At 65.9% G+C, this 23,500-nt stretch carries 20 protein-coding genes; 4 read left to right on the top strand and 16 right to left on the bottom strand.

Annotated elements, in window-relative coordinates; genetic code table 11:
* Positions 1-51: 51 nt before the first annotated feature.
* Genes modC through modA form a run of 3 tightly spaced genes read right to left on the bottom strand, consistent with a single transcriptional unit; the run spans position 52 to position 2,275 of the window.
* Complete coding sequence (gene modC, locus ACOOFO_RS08435; protein WP_420426347.1) at positions 52-792, bottom strand: molybdenum ABC transporter ATP-binding protein; 741 nt, start codon at positions 790-792, stop codon at positions 52-54.
* On the bottom strand, positions 789-1,481 hold the full coding sequence (gene modB / locus ACOOFO_RS08430) for a molybdate ABC transporter permease subunit (protein WP_420429692.1): 693 nt from the start codon (positions 1,479-1,481) through the stop codon (positions 789-791). The genes modC and modB overlap by 4 nt, the downstream gene beginning before the upstream one ends.
* Positions 1,481-2,275: a molybdate ABC transporter substrate-binding protein gene (modA, locus tag ACOOFO_RS08425; RefSeq protein ID WP_420426346.1), complete on the bottom strand. Its 795-nt coding sequence runs from the start codon at positions 2,273-2,275 to the stop codon at positions 1,481-1,483. Before modA ends, modB begins: the two co-directional genes overlap by 1 nt.
* Positions 2,276-2,366: 91 nt before the next feature.
* Between modA and ACOOFO_RS08420 the strand changes: the two genes are divergently transcribed.
* Complete coding sequence (locus ACOOFO_RS08420; RefSeq protein WP_420426345.1) at positions 2,367-3,227, top strand: uroporphyrinogen-III synthase; 861 nt, start codon at positions 2,367-2,369, stop codon at positions 3,225-3,227.
* Positions 3,228-3,284: 57 nt separating this feature from the next.
* A complete protein-coding gene (locus ACOOFO_RS08415; protein ID WP_420426344.1) occupies positions 3,285-4,475 on the top strand; it encodes a PHB depolymerase family esterase in 1,191 nt (396 codons plus the stop codon).
* An 18-nt stretch (positions 4,476-4,493) separates the two neighbouring features.
* Here the strand turns inward: ACOOFO_RS08415 and ACOOFO_RS08410 are convergent, their stop codons facing one another.
* The gene (locus ACOOFO_RS08410) at positions 4,494-6,287 is read right to left on the bottom strand and encodes a chloride channel protein (protein ID WP_420426343.1); all 1,794 of its coding nucleotides are present in this window, start codon (positions 6,285-6,287) and stop codon (positions 4,494-4,496) included.
* 104 nt (positions 6,288-6,391) lie between these two features.
* Between ACOOFO_RS08410 and ACOOFO_RS08405 the strand changes: the two genes are divergently transcribed.
* Positions 6,392-7,603, top strand: a complete 1,212-nt coding sequence (locus ACOOFO_RS08405; RefSeq protein ID WP_420426342.1) for an NAD(P)/FAD-dependent oxidoreductase — start codon at positions 6,392-6,394, stop codon at positions 7,601-7,603.
* On the opposite strand, the gene ACOOFO_RS08400 is transcribed toward ACOOFO_RS08405, so the two are convergent.
* The 12 genes from ACOOFO_RS08400 to nirB all read right to left on the bottom strand — a co-directional run bounded on the left by ACOOFO_RS08400 (position 7,600) and on the right by nirB (position 22,315).
* The gene (locus ACOOFO_RS08400) at positions 7,600-8,466 is read right to left on the bottom strand and encodes an alpha/beta fold hydrolase (RefSeq protein ID WP_420426341.1); all 867 of its coding nucleotides are present in this window, start codon (positions 8,464-8,466) and stop codon (positions 7,600-7,602) included. The genes ACOOFO_RS08405 and ACOOFO_RS08400 overlap by 4 nt on opposite strands.
* A gap of 29 nt (positions 8,467-8,495) precedes the next feature.
* Positions 8,496-9,092, bottom strand: a complete 597-nt coding sequence (gene mobA / locus ACOOFO_RS08395) for a molybdenum cofactor guanylyltransferase (RefSeq protein ID WP_420426340.1) — start codon at positions 9,090-9,092, stop codon at positions 8,496-8,498.
* On the bottom strand, positions 9,070-9,510 hold the full coding sequence (locus tag ACOOFO_RS08390) for a molybdopterin synthase catalytic subunit (protein ID WP_420426339.1): 441 nt from the start codon (positions 9,508-9,510) through the stop codon (positions 9,070-9,072). The genes mobA and ACOOFO_RS08390 overlap by 23 nt, the downstream gene beginning before the upstream one ends.
* A gap of 9 nt (positions 9,511-9,519) precedes the next feature.
* Positions 9,520-9,774, bottom strand: coding sequence for a MoaD/ThiS family protein (locus ACOOFO_RS08385; RefSeq protein WP_420426338.1), 255 nt, complete (start codon positions 9,772-9,774; stop codon positions 9,520-9,522).
* On the bottom strand, positions 9,774-10,292 hold the full coding sequence (moaC, locus tag ACOOFO_RS08380) for a cyclic pyranopterin monophosphate synthase MoaC (protein ID WP_420426337.1): 519 nt from the start codon (positions 10,290-10,292) through the stop codon (positions 9,774-9,776). The genes ACOOFO_RS08385 and moaC overlap by 1 nt, the downstream gene beginning before the upstream one ends.
* 5 nt (positions 10,293-10,297) lie before the next feature.
* A complete protein-coding gene (moaA, locus tag ACOOFO_RS08375; protein ID WP_420426336.1) occupies positions 10,298-11,281 on the bottom strand; it encodes a GTP 3',8-cyclase MoaA in 984 nt (327 codons plus the stop codon).
* A gap of 231 nt (positions 11,282-11,512) precedes the next feature.
* On the bottom strand, positions 11,513-12,043 hold the full coding sequence (gene moaB, locus ACOOFO_RS08370; protein ID WP_420426335.1) for a molybdenum cofactor biosynthesis protein B: 531 nt from the start codon (positions 12,041-12,043) through the stop codon (positions 11,513-11,515).
* Between the two features lie 45 nt (positions 12,044-12,088).
* Positions 12,089-13,303: a gephyrin-like molybdotransferase Glp gene (glp, locus tag ACOOFO_RS08365; RefSeq protein WP_420426334.1), complete on the bottom strand. Its 1,215-nt coding sequence runs from the start codon at positions 13,301-13,303 to the stop codon at positions 12,089-12,091.
* Positions 13,304-13,557: 254 nt separating this feature from the next.
* Complete coding sequence (locus ACOOFO_RS08360; protein ID WP_420426333.1) at positions 13,558-14,928, bottom strand: MFS transporter; 1,371 nt, start codon at positions 14,926-14,928, stop codon at positions 13,558-13,560.
* A gap of 420 nt (positions 14,929-15,348) precedes the next feature.
* Complete coding sequence (locus ACOOFO_RS08355; RefSeq protein ID WP_420426332.1) at positions 15,349-18,099, bottom strand: molybdopterin-dependent oxidoreductase; 2,751 nt, start codon at positions 18,097-18,099, stop codon at positions 15,349-15,351.
* Positions 18,100-18,173: 74 nt separating this feature from the next.
* The gene (gene nirD, locus ACOOFO_RS08350) at positions 18,174-19,769 is read right to left on the bottom strand and encodes a nitrite reductase small subunit NirD (protein WP_420429690.1); all 1,596 of its coding nucleotides are present in this window, start codon (positions 19,767-19,769) and stop codon (positions 18,174-18,176) included.
* Complete coding sequence (nirB, locus tag ACOOFO_RS08345) at positions 19,769-22,315, bottom strand: nitrite reductase large subunit NirB (RefSeq protein ID WP_420426331.1); 2,547 nt, start codon at positions 22,313-22,315, stop codon at positions 19,769-19,771. The genes nirD and nirB overlap by 1 nt, the downstream gene beginning before the upstream one ends.
* A 607-nt stretch (positions 22,316-22,922) precedes the next feature.
* On the opposite strand from nirB, the gene ACOOFO_RS08340 reads away from it, so the two are divergent.
* Positions 22,923-23,492 (top strand): ANTAR domain-containing response regulator, encoded by a 570-nt coding sequence (locus ACOOFO_RS08340; RefSeq protein ID WP_420426330.1) that lies wholly within the window; start codon positions 22,923-22,925, stop codon positions 23,490-23,492.
* The last annotated feature ends 8 nt before the right edge of the window (positions 23,493-23,500 follow it).

The raw sequence follows: 23,500 nt of genomic DNA, 5'->3' as shown, positions 1-23,500 counted from the left end.
GCGCCGGATACTACAACAGGCTTTTTGGAAATGGCGCTTACCCGACGCCCGCTAGTTCCGACGCGGACGGTCCCGCGCTTCGTCGGGAAGACTCGGCGCATCCTCACGGTGCAGCGCTTCCGGACGCATCACGGTCTGCTCGGGTGAGCCTTGGTTCAGGACCTTGCCTTCGTGCAGCACAACGACGCGATCCGCGAGCCGACGCACCTCGTCGACGCGGTGACTGACATGGATGACCGGAATACCGATGCGGTCGCGCAGCCCGTCGATGTAATCCAGCAGCTCATGCCTGCGGGCCTCATCCAGCGCCGCGGTGGGTTCGTCCAATAGCAACAATTGCGGTGCACTGAGCAGGGCCCGCCCGATGGCAACGCGACGCGCCTCTCCCCCGGACAAGGTGGCTGGCTGACGCGGCAACAGCGCTTCCAGCCCGAGCAGCGCGACCACCTCGTCGAACTGCACCACACCGGGCGCGGCCTGTCGCCGGCGAGCCCCGTAGAGCAGATTGCTGCGCACACTGAGGTGCGGAAAGAGTCGGGCCTCCTGGAAGACATAGCCAATGCCGCGCCGATGGGGCGCGACATCGACGCGCCGTTCGGCATCGAACAGGAGCCGCCCGTCGAGCAATACCTGCCCTGCCGTGGCGCGCCGGAGCCCGGCGATCAGATCCAGCGCCGTGGTCTTGCCGGCACCCGAGTCGCCGAACAGGGCGGTGATGCCGCCACTGATACTGAACGCGCATTCCAGCGAGAAATCACCCTGCGCGTGTTCCAGCCGTACCTGCAGACTCATGCCGGTTCCAGCCGTCGCTTGGCCACACGCGCCAGATATTCGGATAGCACGAGCGCTCCCACCGCCAATCCGACCGACAACGCGACCAGCCGGATCGCCTCCTGCTCACCGCCCGGAATCTGCAGATGGGTATAGACCGCAATGGGCAGCGTACGCGTCTCCCCGGGGATATTGGCCACGAAGGTAATGGTGGCGCCAAACTCGCCGAGGGCCCTTGCAAAGGCGAGGAAGGCACCGGTGATCACACCCGGAAGGGCGAGCGGCAACGTCAAAGTGAGGAAGACCCGCCCGGGTCCGGCGCCAAGGGTGGCTGCGGCGGATTCCAATCGTTGGTCCACCGCCTCCATGGACAAGCGAATGGCGCGTACCATCAAGGGGAATCCGACAATGGCCCCCGCCAGTACCGCGCCGGTCCAGCGGAAGGCAATGCTGATCCCGAAGGTCGCCTCCAGCCAGCCCCCGATCAGACCCTGTCTGCCGAACAGCACCAGCAGCCCGTAGCCAGTCACCACAGGGGGCAGCACCAGCGGCAGATGCACGGCCATGTCGATCAGGGTCTTGCCGCGAAAATCACGGCGCGCAAGCAGCCAGGCAACGGCAATGCCGACCGGCAGACTCAGCAGCACCGCCAGCAGCGCCACGCGCAGGCTCAGCAGAAGCGCATCCCACTCGGTGGCTTCCAACCCCATCATTCAGGCGGCTCCGTGAAGCCCCAGCGCGCAAAGATGGCGGACTGGGCGTCGGCCCGCAGGAACTCGATAAAGTCCTGGGCCGCTCCGTGCGTACTCCGACTGACGCGCGCCGCGGGATAGCGAATGGCCGGATGCGCCTCGGCCGGGATCCGACCCACGATCTGCACCCTGAAGCCCGCTGCCACGGCGTCGCTCTGGTAGACGAGGCCGAGCCGCGCCTCACCGCGCACCACCAGCGCAAGCGCGGCGCGCACATCCTCGGTGGTGACCACATTGCCCTTCACGGCCTCCCATAGGCCCAGGTGGCGCAGTGCCGCCTCCCCGTACTGGCCCGCCGGCACCGAACGCGGGTGACCCATGGCGAGCGGGCCGTCCGCCAGCCGACGTTGTAGTTCGCCGCTGTCGCGCCAGAGCGCTTCCGCTGGTGCTGCGTCGGCCGGCGCGATCAAGACCAGCCGATTGCCCAGCAATGCCACCCGGCTGTCGGCCGCGACCAGGGCGCGCGCCTGCAGAAAGTCCATCCAGGCTGCATGGGCCGAAACAAAGACATCGGCAGGCGCGCCCAGCGCGATCTGTCGTGCTGCCGTCGCACTGCCGAGATAGATGCGGCGCACTGCAATCCCTCGGCCTGCCTCGAAACGGGCGGCTGCTTCATCAAGGGCATCGCGCAGGCTGGCGGCAGCGAAGACGTTGAGCGGCTCTTCCGCCGCGCGCACCGCCGACAGGGGCAGACAGAACACGCACGTCAGGATCGCCGTCCAGCGCATTACATCGCGTCGATCTGCCTGCACCGCCCCTTCTCCTGTCTACCGCGCAGCGGTCACAATACTGGCTGCTGGCGCATGGCGTACAGCAATCCTCGCCGTCATGAGAGCGTGCTCCATGCAGAATCGTGATCTCGCTGGCTATACCGTCGCGGTACCCGAAACCCGGGAACTGGACGTCTTCGTGGCCATGCTCGAACGCCGTGGCGCCTGCGCGCTGCGCTGCCCCCTGGTGGCCATAAAGGACGCGCCCGCCCCTGCCCCCGTGCTGCAATGGATTGAGTGGTTCTGCCAAGGGCCCTGCGACGACCTGATTCTGCTGACGGGCGAAGGTCTGCGCCGTCTGCTGGGCTGTATCGACCAACACGCTCCGCATCAGCGCGAGCCCTTTCTGGCACGTCTGGCGACGGTGCGTACCGTCACCCGCGGCCCCAAGCCGGGACGCGTGCTGCGCGGTCTTGGCCTCAAGGCGGACTGCATCGCCGATAGCCCGACCACGCAAGGGGTGATCAGCACGCTGCAACGGGAGGATCTCCGGGGGCGCGTCATTGGGGTTCAGCTCTATGGCAGCGAAGTCAATCAGCCGCTGCAGGACTTCCTGACGGCTGCCGGTGCCACCATCCACACGGTGGCGCCCTATGTCTACGCCGATGCCATCGAGCAGGCGCAGGTCATCGAACTGATCGACGGAATCACCAGTGGAGCGGTCGATGCCATCGCCTTCACCAGCATGGCGCAGGTGCAGCGACTGTTCCGGGTGGCCCGCGACAGTGACCGCGAAGCGGCCCTGCTGGAGGGCCTGCGCGCCATTGCTGTGGCAGCGGTCGGACCGGTCGTGGCCGACAGCCTGCGTGAGCACGGCTGCCAGGTGGATGCCATGCCGGGCGAATCCTTCTTCCTCAAGCCGATGACCGGCGCCCTGGCTGAGTTGCTCGCCCAGCAACGCAGCATCGACGCGCCAGATTCCTACACGCAGTGACCCCAATGCGGGGCCGCACTCGGCTAGAGTGCAGCTTCGACTGCCTGGAAGCTGATCATGCCGCGCCCTCAACAATTCGCGTGTCTGCTGTGCGTCTGTGCAGCGCTCTGGCTGCCGCTGACGGCGCTGGCACTGGAGGCATCGAGTGACGACTCCGATCGCGCTGGCGAGGACTGGGGTTCCGGGCTCCGTGACGGCCTGCGCCAACTCAGCGAAGGCCTGAGCCGTACCGGCGATCAGCTCAGCGAGAACCTGAGCGCGGCCGGCAATCGGCTAGCCGAGAATCTGGGCGAAAGCCTTGACCGCACCGCCGGCAATCTGCGCGCCATCCTCGACGGTAGCGGCAGCGGTCTGGTGGCTGCCCTCGGCCGCCTCAATGCGGGGGGCTCGGAACTGCTGCAACGCCTCAGCGGGCGCTTCGTGGAGGATGTCCCCGGAAGCACCCATTTCGAAATGGCGGTTCCGCACCAGGGGTTGGGACGGCGCGTGGTCGTCATCCGGCCCGAGCACGACACGCCGGGCGACGCCCCCGTGCTACTGCTGCTGCACTACGCCAATGGCAATCCTGCCCATATGGCCAACCTCACGCGTGTCGGGCGCCTGGCGGCCCAGCACGGGCTATGGGTCCTGCTGCCCGAAGCGGTCAATGGCCAGTGGCGTGAAGACCCCAATGGACTCGATGGCATTGACGACGTCGGATTCCTTGATGCGGTCGTGTCGACAGCGCTGCGCGACTTTCCGCTCGATCCCGCGCGCGTCCACGTGGCGGGCATGTCCAAGGGCGCCTTCATGGCCACGCGCCTTGCCTGTCAAGGACAGACGCGCATCGCGGGCATGGGCCTCGTCGCCGGGAGCCTGCGTCGCCAGCAGGCCCTGCAGTGCCCCAACGAGGCCCCGAGACGGGTCATGGCGATCCACGGAACCGATGACCGCATCGTGCCCTACGACGGTCGCTTCGGGCTATTCTCGGCCGCCCGCAACTTTGCGCACTGGGAGCAGGGCAATGCCTGCGTCCCGGATGCCGCCAGCGAGGAGAGCCTGCCGATCCGTCGTGATGACGGCACCCGCGTACGTCTTCTGCGTAACACCGAGTGCGCCGAAGATGGCGCTGTCGCGTTGGCCACGGTGGAAGGCGGCGGTCATACCTGGCCGGGGAGCGACCCCATCGGCGGCGCCCTGCTGGGTAACGTGAGCGCCAACATCGACGCAACTGAAGCGCTCTGGACCTTCCTCGACGGACAGCCCTGAGAGCCTCGCTACGCTGCTTCAATCGAGCAGCTCGGCGTTCTCGCGGGCGCTACGCGCGATCTCGTGGGCGGTGATGACGCCGACCAGATCCTCCGGTCGTCGCGAGCCCCGCGGGTTGAAGACCAGCGCGATATCGGTGTCCTTGAAGCGCAGGCCGCGCATGATGACCGCCCAGGCCGTGCCCGGTTCGGCCACGAAGTAGTTGGTGTTCACCACCCGGTCCGGCGCCTCGTCGCGCAGCAGATACAGCAGCTCGGGCCGCGCCATGCCAAGCACCAGACCGTCGCGGCAGATCACGGTATGCGCCTTGCCCTCTCCGGGCTGGTACTGCGCCTGCCACTGGCCCAGTTCCGCCGCGTCGATCAACTGAAAATCCCGCGACATGATGGCCTGGGCATTCTGTGACGCGGAGACCGCGGCCTGCAGCCCCTCCGGCACGCTGTGCCCGCGCCGGGCGAGGTTCAGGGTGTAGATGCTGCGCGCAACCAGGCGCACACGCACCATGTGCGCCAGAGCGACCGTGGCGATGATGGGCAGGATGGCGCCATAGTCGCGGGTCTGCTCAAAGGTCATGACGATTGCGGTAATGACCGCTCCGCTCGTACCCGCCACCATGCCGGCCATGCCTGCCACCGCAAACAGCACCGGATCGACGCTGAGGCCCGGCACGAGCTGACATAGTTGACCGAAGGCCGCGCCCAGGGTCGCGCCCAGGAACAGCGATGGGGAAAAAACCCCACCGGACGCGCCGGAACCCAGGGTCAGCAGGGTGGCGAGCAGCTTGGCGGCTGCCAGCAGCAGCAGGAAGAACGGGTCCGTCAGGGCGCCGCCGAGCACACCCAGCACGGTCGGATAGCCGATCCCGGCGACGTGATACTGGCCGGTGGTCAGCACGAAGGCATAGATCAGCAATCCCACCCCCAGCATGCCCGTCATGTGGCGCAGGTAGGGGTTGGCGAAGCGCTGGGTGAAGCGATCCTCCGTCCAGTACAGAGAGCGGATGAAGAAGGCGGAGACAAGGCCCATGGCGACGCCAAAGGGCAGGCAGAGCAGCAACTCGTACAGGCTGGTGAGCGGCCCTTCGAACTGGGCAATGCGGGGGACATCGAAGGCGGGTGATTGGCCGCTGTACAGCCGGCCAATATAGGTTGCCGTGACGCTCGAGACCGCCACCAGTGAGACTGTGCGTGCGCTGATCGACACCAGCAGCAGTTCCAGCGCGAAGGCCAGACCGCCGATGGGCGCGTTGAAGGTGGCGGCCACCGCCGCCGCCGCGCCCGCACCCAGCAGCGTGATGCGCTGGCGTACCGGAATGGCGACCACGCGCCCGATCATGGAGCCGAAGGCCGAGCCGATCTGGACCATGGGCCCCTCTCGCCCCGCGGAACCGCCGCTGCCCAGTGTCACCGCCGTTGCCACCGCCTTGGCGATGACCACCACGGGCCGGATGAGGCCGCGCTCGTAATAGATCGCATTGATCACCTCGGGAATGCCGCCGCCGCGGACTTCCGGCGCGACCCGATTGGTGATCCAGGTCACCACCACCGCACCGAGCACGGGAACCAGGATGACGCCGGCACCCCAGGGACTGGGGGCGAGCATGGCCGTGGGATCGAATGCCAGGCTGAAGCGGCCGAGGAAGAGCAGGTTGTAGGTGAAGGCCAGAATCGCCTTGAAGGCGATGGCGCCCAAGGCGCCGGCCACACCGACCAGGATCGCCAGCGCCAGCATGACGATGCCCGGCAGCGCGCGGCTTGGGTCCTCGGGGTCCGGTGCGACCCGTGTCGGCGGCGAACGCTTCGGCACTGCCATGCGATATCGCGCCAGCGCGGCGCGCCTCCTTCATACTTGCGCGCCCCAACGGCGCCTTGCCGTACCTTGCCAAATCCTGTCGCCTCACGACGCTGTTCGCCGCCATGTCCTTTTCCGACACGCCCCTGCCCGCCCGCTGCGACGTTGTCATCATCGGAGGCGGTGCGGCCGGCCTGATGTGCGCGCAGGAGGCAGGCCAGCGTGGCCAGCAGGTGGTGGTCATCGAACACGCCAATCGCGTCGGCAAGAAAATCCTGATGTCGGGCGGCGGGCGCTGCAACTTCACCAATCTGGACGTCCGTCCCGAGCATTTCCTGTCGGCCAACCCGCACTTCTGCAAATCCGCGTTGGCACGCTATCGCCCGGAGGACTTCATTGCGCTGGTCCAGGCCCACGGCATTGCCTACCACGAGAAGGAACGCGGTCAGCTCTTCTGCGACGACAGCGCCAAGCAGATCGTGGCCATGCTGATCGCCGAGTGCGCCAAGGGCGATGTGCGCATCCGCACCCACTGCGCGGTGGAATCGGTGAGACAGCGCGAAGGCGCGTTCGAAGTGCATACCGCCGCAGGGCGCGTGCGGGCGCCCGCCCTGGTGGTGGCCACCGGCGGCCTGTCCATCCCCAAGATGGGCGCGACCGGTTTCGGCTATACGCTGGCGAGCGACTTCGGGCATGCCGTGCGCCCCACCCGCGCCGCACTGGTGCCGTTGACGCTCAGCGGCCGACCGCTGGAGGACTGGCAAGCGCTGGCCGGGGTCGCCCTGCCGGTGCGCGCGCAGGCGCAGGGGGCAAGCTTCGAGGCGCCCATGCTGATCACCCACCGCGGGCTGAGTGGACCGGCCGTACTGCAGATTTCGTCGTACTGGCAAGTCGGCAACGCCTTGGGGATCGATCTGCTGCCCGACGCCGATGCGCACGAGTGGCTGGAGCAGGCGCGTCGCGAGCGCGGCCGCACCGATCTGGCCACCATCCTTGCCGAGCGCCTGCCGCGTCGATTCGCGCAGCGCTTCTGCGCGGTCTTCGAGGCCGAAGGCACGGTGGGCAGCGTGCCGCAACGCCGGCTGCGCGCGATCGCCGAGGCGCTCCACGCCTGGCCGGTTGCGCCCAGTGGGACCGAAGGCTACCGCACGGCCGAGGTCACGCTGGGCGGCGTGGATACCGCTGAGCTTTCCTCGGCGACGATGGAATCAAAGCGGGTTCCTGGCCTGTATTTCATTGGCGAAGTGGTGGACGTCACCGGCCACCTCGGGGGCTATAACTTCCAGTGGGCATGGGCCTCCGCCCACGCCTGCGCCGAGGCGCTTTCGACGTCCTAGGCGCTTCCCGATTCGGCGTACACCGTCGCCAGAAATTCCATCACCACTGCATTGAAGGCATCGTTGCGGTCACCCGCCACCATGTGTCCGGCGCCGCCGACGTCCTCGATGCGCGCGTCCGGGATCAGCGCCTGGAGACGCTCCGCACCCTCCGCGCTGACCACGTCGCTCTGTGTGCCGCGCACCAGCATGGTGGGCACAGCCACCGCGCGCGCCGCCGCGGTCATCCTGGTCTCGAAGGTATCGAGATAGGCAGCGTGCTCGTCGAAACGGTCGCTGATGATGCGCGGGTCCCAGTGCCAGTACAGCCGGCCATCCGTACCGGTGCGCAGATTCTTCATCAGGCCGCTGGGGTCGCGTGGCCGCGGCCGCTCCGGGTTGTAGGCCGCCACTGCGTCGGCCACCTCTTCGAGGTTGGCGAAACCTTCCGGGCGGGCGGTCATGAAGGCGCGGATGCGCGCCACCCCTTCGCGCCGGATATGCGGCGCCACGTCGACCAGTACCAGAGCGGCGGCGTCTGGCAGCGCCCCTTCGCCGATGGCGGTCAGTGAGGTGATCCCGCCCATGGAGGCGCCGACCAGGGCAACCGGTGCGGCCAGATGCGCCTGCACGGCGCAGAGGTCCGCCACCAGCGCGTCGGTGCTGTAGTCGCCCTCCGGGTCCCAGGCGCTGCCGCCATGGCCGCGCGCATCGTAGGACAGCACGCGATAGCCCGCCTCGGCCAGGGCGTGAAAGGCGCGCGACCAGGCGTGCCGGGTCTGTCCGCCGCCATGCAGCAGGACCACGGCAGGCCCGGAGTCGGGGCCGGCGATATCGGCGTCAAGGGCGAGGCCGCCACGCCCCAGGATGCGGATGGTCTCCATGCACCCGGATGATACGTGCAGACGGCGCCTTACCGCGCTTCGCGCAGGGCCTGCGAGAAGGGGTGCAGATCCGATGGCGTGTTCAGATTGCGCAAGTCCACCGCGTCTGCTGGCAGGATCGTCAGCGTGAGTGTCGCCGCAAAGCGCTGGACCGAAGCCTTTTGCGCGGGATCGTTCAAGATCGCTTCCAACTGCCCGAGCATCTGATCGTCCGCGCGCAGTGCGAGGGGCAGCGGGTGCCCTTCGAAGCACGCCGCCGCGCCCTGCCCGCGCACACTATCGATCAGACGTCGGAGGTCAGATGCGCACAGGCCGGGTGCATCCACCGGCAGCACGATCAGCGCGCGCCCCGGCGCGAGCGGACGCGCCCGCAAGACGGAGGCCAGTCCCCCCAGTGGTCCACGCCCCACCCAGTGGTCGGGCACGCTGTCATAGGGTGGACGGTGCCCGCTGACCACGATGGAGCCCGCACCGGCCTGCCGCAGCAGGTCCACCGCGCGATCCAGCAAACGCCGACCCGCGACTTCGAGCAGTGCCTTGTCCCGCCCCATGCGGGTCGACTTGCCACCCGCCAGCACGACGCCTATGAATCCGGGCGCTTCTTCATCCATGCTGGCAGAGGGCATGTCCCTGGACCCATTCACTATCGCCGTCGACATAGTGTTCCTGCTTCCAGATCGGCGCGCGATGCTTCATCTGCTCCACCAGGTAGCGACAGGCAAGAAAGGCTTCGTTGCGGTGTGGTGAACTGGCCGCGGCGATCACGCTGGCTTCGCCCACTGCCAGTCGACCGGAGCGATGCGCGAGCCAGAGGCGCAGAGGGTGGCCCCACCGCTCGTGCGCTTCGCCGCAGATGGCATCGAAGACGCGACGGCACAGCGCCTGATGCATGTCATAGCTGACGGCACGCACATCCCTGCCCTGATTGCGATTGCGCACGCGTCCAATGAACAGATCGACGGCGCCATGGCCCGGGTCCGAACAATGTTCGAGCGCGGCCTCCGCATCCAAGGGGTGTTCGCTCAACAGCGTGATGGCCTGCATGCTGCCTCGCTATCCGCCGCACACGGGTGGCAGTACGGCGAGCGCGCCCACCGTCGGCACGGGGTCCGTGTCCGCCAGGACGCGCTCATCGTCCGCAAAGGCCGACGCCTTCAACAAAGCGGTGGCCTGCTCACTGTTCAGTTGGCGTGCAAACGCCGCGCGCAGATCCGCGACGGTCGCCGGTCCGTCCAATGCCACTTGCACCGTCGCCCCCTGCCCATACTGGCGAAAGGCACCAAAGAGTTGCACCTCGACGCTTCTCATTACCGGCCCTCCGAGGTCAGGAGATCGTCGGGCAGCGCCGGCACACCGTCGGGATGCTCCCAGCGCCCGGATCGCCCCCCTTCCTTCAGCAGTAGGCGGACCCCGTCGATCGCCAGCGCGGAATCGACCTGCTTGGCAAGATCCCAGATGGTAAGGAGCGCGCTCTGCACACCCACCAGTGCCTCCATCTCTACGCCGGTTCGTGCCGACGTCGAGGCGCAGCAATAGACCGTCACACTCTGCTCACCGGCATCGAGCGCGATCGACACGCTGACATGGTCGAGCCCCAGCGGGTGGCAGAGTGGAATCAAGTCGGCGGTGCGCTTGGTCGCCATGATGCCGGCCACTTCGGCGAGTCGCAGCGGATCCCCCTTGGGCAGCGTGCCATCCCGCACCATCGGAAAGGCGACCGGCCCAAGCCGGATGCGTCCCGTGGCAACGGCGCGGCGCTGCGTTACCTCCTTGCGCCCGACGTCTACCATGCGATACGCCGCATCCATCGTTCCTGCTGTCTCCACGTCAATCATCCTCCAGTCATGGCGAGATGGGGCGTATCGCCGTAGTCACCCTCGTTCAGACGGTGACCCGCCTGCTTGTGAAACAAGGCGGCAAAGACACTCTCGCGAAACGCTGCTTCCTGCTGGTCGTTCTGCAGCAAGGGGCGCAGGTCGTGCGTGCCAGTGCCGAACAGACACAGGCGCAAGCCGCCGCGTGCCGTCACGCGCAGCCGATTGCAGCCGTCGCAGAAGCCCGCGGCATAGGGGGTGATGAAGCCGATGCGCCCGAGGTAATCGCTATGTGAAAACTCGATGGCAGGTCCATCGGTGCCGCCGCGTTGCTGTCGCTGCCACCCTTGCGCTTCCAACTGTTGCGCAATGTCGCGGGCGCGCACGTGCCGCTTGTCAAAATACTCGCCGTTGTTGGCGGTCTGCATCAACTCGATGAAGCGCACCGTGATCGGTCGATGACGGACGTACTCGACAAAGTCGGCGACCTCCCCGTCATTCAACCCACGCAGCAGCACACTGTTGATCTTGACGCGCTCAAAACCCGCCGCGAGTGCGGCCTCGATGCCTTCCATCACGCGCGCGTGCCGCTGATCGCCGGTGATGCGCGCGAAATTCTCGGGATCCAGGCTATCTAGACTGATATTGAGGGTATTCAGCCCCGCTTCGCGAAGCGGCCCAGCCATGTCGCTCAGGCGATAGGCATTGGTGGTCATCGCGAGCGTCTCGATGCCGGGTGCGCCTGCGGCATCGCGCACGATGTCCAGGATATCCCGGCGAATCAACGGCTCGCCACCGGTCAGCCTGAGCTTACGGATGCCCAGTCGGGAAAAATGGCGAATGAGTCGGCCTATCTCCTCACGGCTGAGAAAGCCGTGCGGCGTGCCCTGATAGCCGTCGGGGAGACAGTATTCACAGCGGAAATTGCACACATCCGTCAGCGACAGACGCAGATAGGCGAAGCGCCGTCCGAACTGATCCTCCAGCGATTCGTCACGCATGGTTGCACTCCCCATCGCAGGTCGAGACACCGTAACCTCGACAGCTCGGCGATGCATGGCTCGTTAGGTACGACAGTGGGTCGCGGCCTTGGAAATCTTCTGGCGCACATCCTCCTGTATCTGCACTCCGTATGCGCAACCCAGTATCGCGCTCCGCAACGCAGGCATTCTGTCGGCGGCAAGGGGCGTCTCGACCCAGGCGAAGATGGGATCGCGCCAGCGTCATGTTCCTCATTCCCGCAGGCGTGGCAGGAGCGACACGAAATTGCAGGGCGCGGTGCGTGCGTCGAGCTGGGAAGCGAGAATGCGCTCCCAAGCGGTCCGGCAGGCCCCCGTCGACCCGGGCAACGCGAATATCAGGGTCGCATTGGCGAGACCAGCCATGGCCCGCGACTGTATCGTCGCCGGACCGATCTCCTCCAGCGAATAGTGGCGGAAGAGTTCGCCGAAACCGGGAATCTCGCGATCCAGCAAGGGTTGCAGCGCTTCGGGCGTATGGTCCCGCCCGGTCAGGCCGGTGCCGCCTGTCACCAGGACAACGTTGACGTCTTCCCGGGCGATCCATGCCGACACCACGGCGCGTAACTGATAGATGTCATCGGGCAGCAGGTCGCGGTCCGCGAGGACGTGTCCCGCCGCTTCCAGGCTGGCCTGCAGCACATCGCCCGAGGTGTCGTTGTCCCGTGTCCGGCTATCGGAGACGGTGAGCACCGCGATGCGCAGCGGCTGGAAAGCTTTGTGGGTCGGGTCGGAATGACTCATCGAGGGCTCGCGAAGGGGAAACGGTCGGCAGGCAGTCTGAGCATCTCAATGCATCAGGCTATCGAAACCGAAATACTCGATGCCATCGTGCTCCGCAACTGTCGTTTGGGAGGGGACCCGCGCCAGACCGTCCGCCCAGACGGCCGAGCTGAGCACCCCCGAACCCTGATGCGGAAACGCTTCCAGGCGCCCGTTGCGAAGCCGAACGCGCAGGAACTCATCGCGCTGAATCGGCTTATCGCGCGTAAATCCGGCACGATGGATCACCGGCTCCGGAAATAGGCGCGTCCGCCCCTGCAGCCGTCTCAGCACCGGAGCGGCAAAGAGCAGGTATGCCGCAAGCACCGACACCGGATTGCCCGGCAGGCCGATGAAAGGCACGGCGCCGACACGACCGAAGGCCACCGGCTTGCCCGGCTTCACTGCGATCTTCCAGAGATCCAGCGTGCCCACCGCTTCCATTGCCGCGCGGACGTGATCCTCTTCCCCTACCGACACACCGCCACTGCTCACGATCAGATCGGCCGTCGAGGCCGCGTGCTCGAGCGCGAACTGCGTGGCATCCAATGCATCGGCGACGCGTTGAATCGGCAGGACCTCGGCGCCGATCGTCCGCAGCAGGGCCTCCAGCAGGGCCGCGTTGCTCTCGAAGATCTGTCCAGGCCGGAGCGACCGTCCTGGCGGAACCAGTTCATCGCCAGTGACCAGGATCGCGACGCGGGGCCGAAGCACGACCTCCAGCGCGGCGCAGCCCACCGTGGCCGCCAGTCCGATATCGGTCGGTTTCAGACACTGCCCCGCGGGCAGGATCTCGCTCCCGCTCACGATGTCCTCGCCGGCGCGACGAATGTTGTCCCCCGTCGCGACCGTGCCATCGACCTCCAATCGCCCGTCGTGAACCCTGCAGCGCTCCTGCATGACAACGCTGTCGGCGCCCGCCGGAATGCAGGCGCCGGTGAAGATGCGCGCCGCCGTACCGGGCTCCAGCGGCGAAGGCATGACACCGGCGGGAATGCGCGCGGCAATCGGCACGGCCCGGCCCGGCGCGATGTCGTCCGCGCGCACGGCATAGCCGTCCATGGCGCTGTTATCCGCCGGGGGCACGCTGCAGCCTGCCTGCAGCGGTCGCGCCAAGACGCGGCCCAGTGCTTGCGCCAACGGCACCGTCTCAATGGCCTGCAAAGGGGTTACAGAGGACAGCATCCGCTCCCGGGCAAGATGAACCGGAACGGCAGCGTGACTGCCTGCATCGTGTGCCATGGACTCGCGCTCCCTCCTCGTCTAGGCCGGTGATCTTGCCCGACCGTGCATCACTTGGCGCCCGCCATTCTGGACCCTCCGACAGCGCAGCAACAGCGCCCCCCAATAGGGCACCGCTCGGGCATTGCTTGCGCAATCGCTCAGGACGGGCGATAGACCGCGGCATGCCGCGGCCCATCGCCCGTCCATAGCCTGACGCCCCGCGCTGCCAGCCGAAGCCCGATGCCGCGCGCGGGCTCTCGCCCCAACCCCGACTATGCGGGGACGGGGCGCTCTTGTCCCGGGGCGTGATCTTCCGCCGCGCGTGCATCCAGTGCCGCCTTCAGCAGCGCATCTTCCTCGGCCTGCGTTTCGTCGCTGAAGCGCACCGCGAAAGCACAGAAGGAGCAGACCACCACCGCGCAACCGAGAAAGAACAGGCCCTCGCTATAGCTCAGGCCCTCGGACTTGAACAGAAAGCCGGCCGCGACCGCGCCCGCGTTGCCCCCGGCGCCGACGATGCCGGCGACGGCGCCCAGCGCCTTCTTGTTCATGAACGGTACCAGGCCATAGGTCGCGCCTTCCGACATCTGGGTGAACAGGCTGAAGATGATCATGGTGGCAATCGCCAGGACGAGCACCCCCATCTGCGAGAACACAATCAAGGCGACACCTTCGACGAAGAGCGCCAGAAACAGGAATTGCACCCGCCCGCGCAGCCCCCGGTTGCGTGCGAAGAGATCGGAGAAATAGCCACCCAGCGTGCGCGCGAAGAGATTCATCAGACCGAAGAGCCCCGCAATCAACCCGGCCGTCTTCAGGTCCAGGGAGAACTCGTCGAAGAAGTAGATGGCGGCGATATTGTTGATGGTCAGCTCGACACCGAAGCAGGCCGCATAGACGATAAACAAGGCCCACACGCGATAGTCCTTGGCCGCGACCTTGAAGCTGCCCCAGCTACTGCGTTCGGCCTTGGCTGGTGGAATGACGCCGGCTGCGCGTAGCGCGTCGTAGTCGCCGTCCGGTGCATCCTGCGTGAACAGGTAGTAGGCAATCCCCATCGCAAACAGAATGACGCCGGGCACCACCATCGCAAGGCGCCACCCGACGAATTCCGACACGCCCATGCTGACGATGGCCGCGAAGATCAAGGGCATGACGATCTGGGTGGTTCCGCCGCCGAGATTGCCCCAGCCGGCCGTGGTGGCATTGGCGGTACCCACCACATTCGGCGCGAACATCACCGAGGTGTGGTACTGCGTGATCACGAAGGAAGCGCCGATGGCGCCAATGGCGAGCCGGGCCAGCAGAAAGGTTTCGAAGCTATCCGCCAATCCAATGCCCATGACCGGGAGCGAGCCGACTGTCAGCAGGGTTGCGTAGGTCCGGCGGGGGCCGAACTTGTCGCACAGGGGGCCGATGATGAACCGCACCAGCACCGTGATCGCGACCGACGCAATGATCGTCCAGCCGATCATCGACTTGTCCAGCTGCAGATCCTCTCGGACCACCGCCATCAGTGGTGCGATACCAAACCAGCCAAAGAAGCAGAGATGGAAGGCCAGCCAGGTGAGATGGAAGGTGCGCATCTGTACGGAGCGCAGATCGAATAACCGGATGCGGGTTGCCTTGTTTGCAAGTTCCATGATGGCTCCTGGATATGCTCAAAATGTTCCTGAGCCCCCGCTGCGACCCACGCCAACCACGGGCGTTGACGGGACGGTCCGGCGCGCGCGGTGGGGCTGGCTTGACTTGCCCCGATCGCGACCCCAACCGACCAACGCAAAACGCCCGCAACCGGAGCAATTCCAGTTGCGGGCGTCTTTGCCCTTTCGACGTGTCGTGCCGACCTCGGCACGTGCTTGGAGACCCATGCAGCGAACGCTGCTGCCTTGACCCCCTAATAAGCAGGATGCGTGCCAGCTTTGACCAGAACAGCAACGGCCTCGGCCGCTGGTCTGCGCTCGCTCAGCATGCGGGGCTGCACGCCCGGACGATGGAGGGAGTCACGCGCTGCCTTGGCGCAGATGCACCACTTGGATGCAGGCACGCACCGTTGCGCAACGCTACTGCGCGGCGGGTGTCGCGAGATCGTCGATCAAGGCGCGAATCTCGGGCAGGCAGGAACCACAGTTGCCACCCGCCTTCAAATGCGCGGTCACTGCTTCGGCCGTGCGCAATCCCTGTTCCTGGATGGCCTGGCAGATGGCCGCGCGTCCCACGCCAAAGCAGGAACACACCGTGGGGCCGGAATCCACGGCATGCGGTGCTTCGCCTGCGAGCAACCGGGCCCGTCGGGTCGCCCCGCGGTGTCGGTGGGCCATCTGCCCGGTCAGCCAGTCGCGCGCCGGAAGGGCCCCATCCTGCGTCAGGAACAGACAGGCCAGCACCCGATCCTCCGCATCGAAGCAAATGGCCCGGTAGCTACCGGCCGCGCGGTCCGCGTAGACAATCCAGTCGGCCGTTTCCGGCAAGGCGGTCAGTGCCTTGGCGAAGGCGTCTATATCGTCCGGCCACTGCAATCCGGCGAGTTCGTAGCGCAGGCAGTCCGGCGCCTGGATGCGGACCCACCAGGTCACGCTATCCAAGGCGGCGGGGCGCCGGGTAAAGAGAAATCCTGTCCACGCGGATTCGAAAGGTGCAATGGCCGCTGGCGTGTGCTTGAACTCCGGTTCGCCCGACAGCGGGTCCACTACCGGGTTGACCAGGGCCCCTACCCGTGCATCGGAGGCAGTCTGGCCATTCCAGTGGATGGGGATGAACAGCTCGCCGCGCTTCATGTCGCCCGAGGTCACCGCGCGCACCACCATCGTCCCCCAACACGTGCTCACCCGCGCCAATTGCCCGGGGCGGATTCCGTTGGTGAGCGCATCCTCGGGATGGAGGTCCACGGTCGGCTCGTCGCGGTGCTGTGCCAGCGTCGCCGACAACCCCGTGCGGGTCATCGTATGCCACTGGTCGCGCACGCGACCGGTATTCAATACCAGCGGAAAGCGGGCGTCGGGCGCGTGCTCGGGTCCGCGCGGTTGTACCGCGACGAAGCGCGCGCGTCCATCCGGATGCGAGAAGCAGCCGTTCGCGAAAGGACGCTCAGACGCGGAGCGCTCACGCGTGCGGATGGGCCATTGCACCGGTTCCAAGGCGTCGTACTCCGCACGCGACAGCCCGGTCAATCCGCCGAGATGGAAATAACGCGGATAGCGCCCTCCTTCGCGGTCTTCACCCGATGAACCCGGCGCTGGGTTTTCCAATGCCGACAAGCGGGCGTGCTCATCAAAGATGTCGGCGGGGTCCTGATAATCGAAGGCCTCTGCATAACCCAGGCGCTTGCCGAGATCGCACAAGGCCCACCAGTCAGGCCGCGCCTCACCGGGCGGCGACCGAAACGCGCGTTGCCGCGAGATCACCCTTTCTGAGTTGGTCACGGTACCTTCGCGCTCACCCCACGCCGCTGCCGGCAACAGGACGTCCGCGTGCGCGGCGGTATCCGTGCCGCCATCGACTTCGGACACCACGACCAGGTCGCAGGCGTCCAGCGCCGCACGCACCCGATCCGCATTGGGCAGACTCACGACCGGGTTGGTGGCCATGATCCAGATCGCCTTGACCTGTCCGCTGTGTACCGCCTCGAAGAGGTCCACCGCTTTCAGCCCTGGCTTCTGCACCATGCTTGGGCTGCCCCAGAAATCCTGCAACAGGCGCCGTTGATCCGGGTCGTCGAGGCGAAGATGCGCGGCGAGCTGGTTCGCCAAGCCCCCCACCTCACGCCCGCCCATGGCATTCGGCTGCCCCGTGATGGAAAAGGGTCCGGCGCCCTTCTTGGCCAGACGCCCGGTCAGCAAGTGACAGTTGATGATCGCATTGACCTTGTCGGTGCCCTGGCTGGACTGGTTGACCCCTTGCGAGAACAGGGTGATGGTGCGCGGACACTCTGCGACCCACGCAAAGAAGGTACGCACCGCCGTCTCCTGCAGCCCGCAGCGACGGGCGACGACCGCGATATCCGCACAGTCCACTGAGGCTTTCAACGCGTCTTCCACACCGCTGGTATGGCTTGCAACAAAGGGCGCATCGAGACAATCCGCACGCCAGAGGTACTGCAGCAGCCCATTGAACAGGGCGACATCGGCGCCCGGAGCGATGGGCAGATGGAGGTCAGCGATATCGCTGGTCGCCGTGCGACGCGGATCGATGTTCACCACCCGCATCTCCGGCCGCCGGCGCTTGGCTGCCACCAGCCGCTGGTAGAGCACCGGATGGCACCAGGCCAGATTGGAGCCCGCAAGGATCACCAGTTCGGCGTCGTCGAGGTCGGCGTACTCGACAGGCACCACATCCTCGCCGAACGCCCGCACGTAACCCGCAACGGCCGATGACATGCACAGACGCGAGTTGGTGTCGATATTGCCGCTGCCGATGTAGCCCTTCATCAGCTTGTTCGCGACGTAATAGTCTTCGGTCAGCAATTGCCCGGAGACATAGAAGGCCACGGCATCCGGCCCGTACGTCTCGATAGTGCGCCTGAAGCCCTCCGCCACGTGCGCCATGGCGGCATCCCAGGTGACTGAGACGCGCTCGGCCGCCTTGCTCGGGCGGAGCATCGGATGGAGCAGGCGACGATCGTCGACCACCGTCTCAACCAAGGTGCTGCCCTTGACGCACAGCCGCCCTTCATTGGCAGGGTGTCGGGTGTCGCCCGCAACGGACCACGCCTGCTCGCCACTGGCATGGACGGTGATGCCGCAACCCACCCCGCAGTAGGGGCAGGTACTGCGCAGACCCAGGCTGGCTTCCGAGGAAGTCTTTGCCTGTGTCACCGGATGCCCCCTTTCCGGGCGACAACTACGGCCCGTTGCAGGCCTGTCGCTGCGGGTTGATCCCTCATGACCGGCTAGGCAGCTTCTTCTTCGCAATAGGCCTCGCCGAACAGCAGGCGCGAGCGCATTGCCGAGATATCCACCTTGGCACGCAGGAGGTCGAAATACCAGGGTCCGTCATCCACCGCCCCAACAAGCATCGCCCCCACAATACGGTTGTCACGCAAGGTCAGACGCTTGTAAAGGCCACGCCTGGGGTCGTGCATGACCAGATCCTCGGTTTCCGCTTCGTCGGTAGGAAGGCCGGTCGAGTAGACACCGGTGTCGCCCAGTTGCAGGTGCATGCCCGCGACCGAACCGCGATAGCCGCGCACGCTTTCGCCCGCCAGCTGCATGGCACAGATTCCCGCCTGCTCGGAATGCGGCGCGTGCAGGCCGTAGCAGGTGCCGCGATGCTCGATGCATTCGCCAATGGCGTAGATGCGCGGGTCGAAGCTTTGCAGGGTGTCACTGACAATAATGCCGCGATGGCAGGCCAATCCGGCCTCCGCGGCAAGCGCGATATTGGGCTGCACGCCCACCGCGACGACGACCACATCCGTGTCCAGCGCCGGGCTGCCCGCAATCCGGACGCGCTCCACCCGACCCTCATCGCCTTCGAGCGCGAGGAGCTCCGCGCGCAGGCGCACCTGGATACCAAGGTCTTCGAGCTGTTGCTTGAGCATCTCCGCCGCCGTGGCGTCGAGTTGTCCGTCGAGCAATTGCGCGCCGCGATGCACCAGCGTCACGGCCATGCCGCGCGCGCATAAGCCGTACGCCGCTTCCAGGCCCAGTGCCCCACCCCCGACGACCACGGCCCGCTCCTTGTCGCGCGCGACTTCGATCAGGTAGTCGACGTCGTCGATGCTGCGGTAGGTGGTCACCCCTTCCAGATCCGCACCGGGCCAGTCCGGCATGGATGGCACCGCGCCCGTTGCCAGGATCAGTCGATCGTAGGGCACGCGCTGGCCGGAGGCGGAAACCACCATCCGACGGCCGCGGTCGATCTGTACGACCGGATCGCCCCGGTGGAGGGTGATGCCACGTTCGCTGTACCAACCGGCATCGCGCATTTCCAGTGCGTTGCGCGGCTGCCTCCCGGCGAGCACCGCCGACAAGCCGATACGGTGATAGTGACCGTGCGGCTCGGCGTCGAAGACCGTGATGGAATACTGATTCGGGGTGCGCTCCTGCAATTTCTCGATCGCCTGCATCGCTGCCATGCCGTTGCCCACCACAACGAGCGCCATGGCACTCTCCGGCGCCTGGCGCAGCGAGATGTAGCGTCGCTTCGGCCGGGCATCGAGCCAAATCTGCCCATCGAGCACGCGTGCCTCGTAGGCGCGTATGGATTTGCCGGGATCTTCCAGGCAGCGCCCGGTGGTCAGGCTGAAATGCTGCTTGTAGATGGGGGAAGCCACCACCGCCTCGCCTTCAATGTCGCCCACGATCCCGCGCGCCAATACATTTGCCTGAGACCACGGGTCCCACTGGTCCACCGCGCGGACACTGTCGTCGCCGAGGCGAAAGATGGCGATCTGATGGCCATTCACGCGAGCGCAGACGCCGGTATTGGGAAGAAGACGGTCAAGCGGGCAGATCTGCTGCCAATCGTGCTCTGCCTGGGTCATCACGCTTCCTCCACGGTGATCGGAATGCCCTTCATTTCCGCCTGCTCCTGGGCGTTCGCCGGCCGCTTCTGGCCACGCTCCTCGACCATCAGGATGGCTTCATCCCCGCCTTCGGCATTGACGAAGGTCTGAAAACGCGCGCGAGTGGCCGGATCTTCGATCGCGCGCTTCCACTCGCAGGCGTAGGTCTCGCGAACATGCGCCATGCGCTCCTCGAGCTGCTCGGCGATGCCCAGTGAATCGTTGATGATCACGTCCTTCAGGTAATCCAGACCGCCCTCGAGACCGTCGCGCCAGGTGGCGGTGCGCTGCAGCCGCTCCGCCGTCTGCGCGTAGAACATCAACAGGCGATCCGTGTAGCGGAAGAGGGTCTCGGTATCCAGGTCGGCAGCGAACAATTCGGCGTGCCGCGGCTTCATGCCCCCGTTGCCGCAGACATAGAGGTTCCATCCCTGCTCGGTTGCGATCACCCCGATGTCCTTGCTCTGCGCCTCGGCGCATTCGCGCGTACAGCCCGATACGCCAAACTTGATCTTGTGCGGTGCGCGCAGCCCCTTGTAGCGATTCTCCATGTCGATCGCCATCGTGACTGAATCCTGCACGCCATAACGGCACCAGGTCGAACCCACACAGGACTTCACCGTGCGCACCGCTTTGCCATAGGCGTGTCCCGACTCGAAGCCCGCCGCAATCAATGCCTCCCAGATGAGCGGCAGCTGATGCACTTCGGCGCCGAAGAGATCGACGCGTTGGCCGCCCGTGATTTTGGTGTAGAGACCATATTTCTTGGCCACCTCGCCGAGGGTCATCAGCTGATCCGGTGTGATCTCTCCGCCAGGCACGCGCGGCACCACCGAATAGGTGCCATTGCGCTGAATATTGGCCAGGAAGTAATCGTTGGAATCCTGCAGACCGGCGTGCTCCGGCTTGAGGATGAAGTCGTTCCAGTGCGTGGCCAGCATGCTGGCCACCGCCGGCTTGCAGATATCGCAGCCGCGTCCCCGCCCAAAACGATCGAGGAGCGCATCGAAGCTGGTGATACCCTCGACGCGCAGCAGATGGAACAACTCCTGACGCGTGTACGGGAAGTGCTCGCACAGATGGTTGTTGACCGCGATGCCCTGCTTCTCGAGCTCGGCATTGAGGATCTTCGTGACCAGGGGCAGGCAACCGCCGCAGGACGTGCTCGCCTTGGTCGATGACTTCAGCGCGGCCAGGGTCTGATTGCCTGCAGCAACGGCCGCGCATAATCCACCCTTGGTGACGTCATTGCACGAACAGACCTGGGCGCTGTCCGGCAGGGAATCCACGCCGGCGGTCGCCTGGGCGGCGTCATCGCCGGCACCAACCAGCAGGTGTTCGGGGCGATCGGGCAACGGAAGGGCGGACTGCACCATCGTGAGCCAGTCCATGTATTCCGATGCATCACCCACAAGCACGCCACCGATCAGGCGCTTGCCTTCGGCGTCGGTCACGATCTTCTTGTAGACGCCAGCGCGCTCGTCGATGAAGGACATCGTACGGGCACCGTCGCTCCGCCCATGGGCATCCCCCACCGAGGCGACATCCACGCCCATGAGCTTGAGCTTGGCGCTCATGTCGGCGCCCTCGAAGCGGGCATCGGTACTTCCGAGCAAGTGGGCTGCGGCCACCTTCGCCATGTCATAGCCCGGTGCCACCAGGCCATAGATGCGCTCCTTGTGCAGGGCGCATTCGCCGATCGCGTAGATGTCCGGGTCCGAGGTCAGACAATGGTCGTCGATGCACACGCCACCGCGGGCCCCCATTTCAAGGCCGGCATCGCGAGCGAGATCGTCGCGCGGGCGAATGCCAGCGGAGAACACCACCATGTCCGTTTCCAGTGATCCCTCATCGGCGAAGCACATGCGCAGGCGCCGCGTGTCGCCATCGACAATCTCCTTCGTGTTCGTGCTGGTATGGACGGTGACCCCCAGCGCCTCGATCCGGCGCCGGAGCAAGGCACCACCGGCATCATCCACCTGCACCGCCATGAGGCGTGGTGCGAACTCAACGACATGGGTTTCCAGCCCCATGTCCACGAGCGCCTTGGCCGCTTCCAGACCCAGCAGGCCACCACCCACCACCGTGCCGACGCGCGACTTGTGGCCGGCCGCCTTGATCGCGTCAAGATCCTCAATCGTGCGATATACGAAGCAACCGTCCTTGTCGGCACCGGTGATCGGCGGCACGAAGGGGTATGAACCGGTGGCGATGACGAGCTTGTCGTAAGCCAGCGTTTCTCCTGCCGAGGTCGTGACGGTGTGGCCTTGGCGATCAATGGCCGTGACGCGCGTATTCAAGTGCAGCTGGGCTACGCCACTGTCGTAGAAATCCGGGGCGACCAGCGACAGCTCGTCGGCGGTTGTGCCGCTGAAGTAACTGGACAGTTGGACCCGGTCATAGGCTGGCCGGGCTTCCTCTCCGATGACCACGATGGAACTGCCCTCCGGCAGCGCATCAGTCAGCCGTTCGACAAAGCGCTGACCGACCATTCCATTGCCCACCACGATGACGCGTCCGAGCATATTCGTTGACTCCTTGTGCCTTGCTTCCACCGCCGCGGAGGGGAGGAAGGTGTGTCGTATCCGGGCGCTCTCGCGCCTGACATCGGAGATACGGGCAAAAAAAAAAGCGCCCACGGAGCAATGCTTGCTCTCGTGGACGCCATTGTCCGAAGCCCTGCTCTCTTAGCCGGGCTCTATCTCTTGTGTCGACGCGTACGCCGTTACCCACCTGTAGCGAAGCAGGAACCATGCCAACCTCCGCCACCGCGATGACGACGTTTGCGCGGGAGAGCACAGCCGCCCCGCCCAATACCGGGGCGCCGCACCCCCTTCCCGCACAGGACTGGTGCAGCCGCGGACACAGGTCGCTGTAGCATTCGATCGAGCGCGCCATGGCACGCAAATTGCTTGTTTCCGTCGCGTGACTGCAGACCTTCGGCGGCGTCGGCGTCCAGTGCATGCCTCGACAGTGCGCCACGCACCTGCGAGTTGACGAGAGATGCGGAGGCAGACAGTCGTCTGCTAGCCGCCGCACCCAGCGGTCCGAAGTGGAACAAAGCGCGGCGCTTTTCGACGCTGCCGGAAGGAAGGACTTTCACCGCGGCAATGCGGAGGCTTAAGGGGCTCTATGCGAATCATGCTGGTGGACGATGATCCCGATCGCTGTGCTTCGATCGAAGCCTCATTGCGCGCCCTCGGCCACGAGATCGTCGCAATGGCGCCCACCGATGCCGACCTGCTTACTGCGGTCCAGCGGCGACAGCCGGATGTGATCCTGATCGATGTCGACGCGCCCAGTCGGGATACGCTGGAGTCGCTGCGCCAGGTGCACCGCAATCTGCCGCGGCCGATTGTGCTGTTCGCCGAAAACTGTGAGCCCGCCACCATCCGCCAGGCTGTCCGTGCTGGCGTAACGTCCTACGTCGTCGACGGAATGAGCCCGGAGCGCCTCAAACCCATTATTGACGTCGCGATCGCGCGCTTCGAAGAGTCCGAGGCACTCAAGCGCGAACTGGAAGATGCGAAGCACAAGCTGGCCGATCGACGCGATGTGGAGAAGGCCAAGGGCCTGCTCATGAAACGACGGGGCCTCGACGAGGAAACGGCCTACGCCCAACTCCGCAAGCTGGCGATGACACGCAATCTGAAGATGGGCGACGCCGCGCGCGCCATCATCTCCGCCGCAGAATTGCTCTAAGGACACAC

It is taken from the genome of Algiphilus sp. (assembly GCF_965216485.1).
Lineage (GTDB): Bacteria > Pseudomonadota > Gammaproteobacteria > Nevskiales > Nevskiaceae > Algiphilus.
Note: the sequence above shows the minus strand (reverse complement) of the source record. Positions and strands in the feature narration are given on the sequence as shown.

Excerpts from the sequence above, each read along its gene's own strand:
- modC (WP_420426347.1), bottom strand. The coding sequence starts at position 792 with ATGAGTCTGCAGGTACGGCTGGAACACGCGCAGGGTGATTTCTCGCTG.
- modB (WP_420429692.1), bottom strand. The coding sequence starts at position 1,481 with ATGGGGTTGGAAGCCACCGAGTGGGATGCGCTTCTGCTGAGCCTGCGC.
- ACOOFO_RS08420 (WP_420426345.1), top strand. The coding sequence starts at position 2,367 with ATGCAGAATCGTGATCTCGCTGGCTATACCGTCGCGGTACCCGAAACC.
- ACOOFO_RS08415 (WP_420426344.1), top strand. The coding sequence starts at position 3,285 with ATGCCGCGCCCTCAACAATTCGCGTGTCTGCTGTGCGTCTGTGCAGCG.
- ACOOFO_RS08410 (WP_420426343.1), bottom strand. The coding sequence starts at position 6,287 with ATGGCAGTGCCGAAGCGTTCGCCGCCGACACGGGTCGCACCGGACCCC.
- ACOOFO_RS08405 (WP_420426342.1), top strand. The coding sequence starts at position 6,392 with ATGTCCTTTTCCGACACGCCCCTGCCCGCCCGCTGCGACGTTGTCATC.
- ACOOFO_RS08400 (WP_420426341.1), bottom strand. The coding sequence starts at position 8,466 with ATGGAGACCATCCGCATCCTGGGGCGTGGCGGCCTCGCCCTTGACGCC.
- mobA (WP_420426340.1), bottom strand. The coding sequence starts at position 9,092 with ATGCCCTCTGCCAGCATGGATGAAGAAGCGCCCGGATTCATAGGCGTC.
- ACOOFO_RS08390 (WP_420426339.1), bottom strand. The coding sequence starts at position 9,510 with ATGCAGGCCATCACGCTGTTGAGCGAACACCCCTTGGATGCGGAGGCC.
- ACOOFO_RS08385 (WP_420426338.1), bottom strand. The coding sequence starts at position 9,774 with ATGAGAAGCGTCGAGGTGCAACTCTTTGGTGCCTTTCGCCAGTATGGG.
- moaA (WP_420426336.1), bottom strand. The coding sequence starts at position 11,281 with ATGCGTGACGAATCGCTGGAGGATCAGTTCGGACGGCGCTTCGCCTAT.
- moaB (WP_420426335.1), bottom strand. The coding sequence starts at position 12,043 with ATGAGTCATTCCGACCCGACCCACAAAGCTTTCCAGCCGCTGCGCATC.
- glp (WP_420426334.1), bottom strand. The coding sequence starts at position 13,303 with ATGGCACACGATGCAGGCAGTCACGCTGCCGTTCCGGTTCATCTTGCC.
- ACOOFO_RS08360 (WP_420426333.1), bottom strand. The coding sequence starts at position 14,928 with ATGGAACTTGCAAACAAGGCAACCCGCATCCGGTTATTCGATCTGCGC.
- nirD (WP_420429690.1), bottom strand. The coding sequence starts at position 19,769 with ATGACCCAGGCAGAGCACGATTGGCAGCAGATCTGCCCGCTTGACCGT.
- nirB (WP_420426331.1), bottom strand. The coding sequence starts at position 22,315 with ATGCTCGGACGCGTCATCGTGGTGGGCAATGGAATGGTCGGTCAGCGC.
- ACOOFO_RS08340 (WP_420426330.1), top strand. The coding sequence starts at position 22,923 with ATGCGAATCATGCTGGTGGACGATGATCCCGATCGCTGTGCTTCGATC.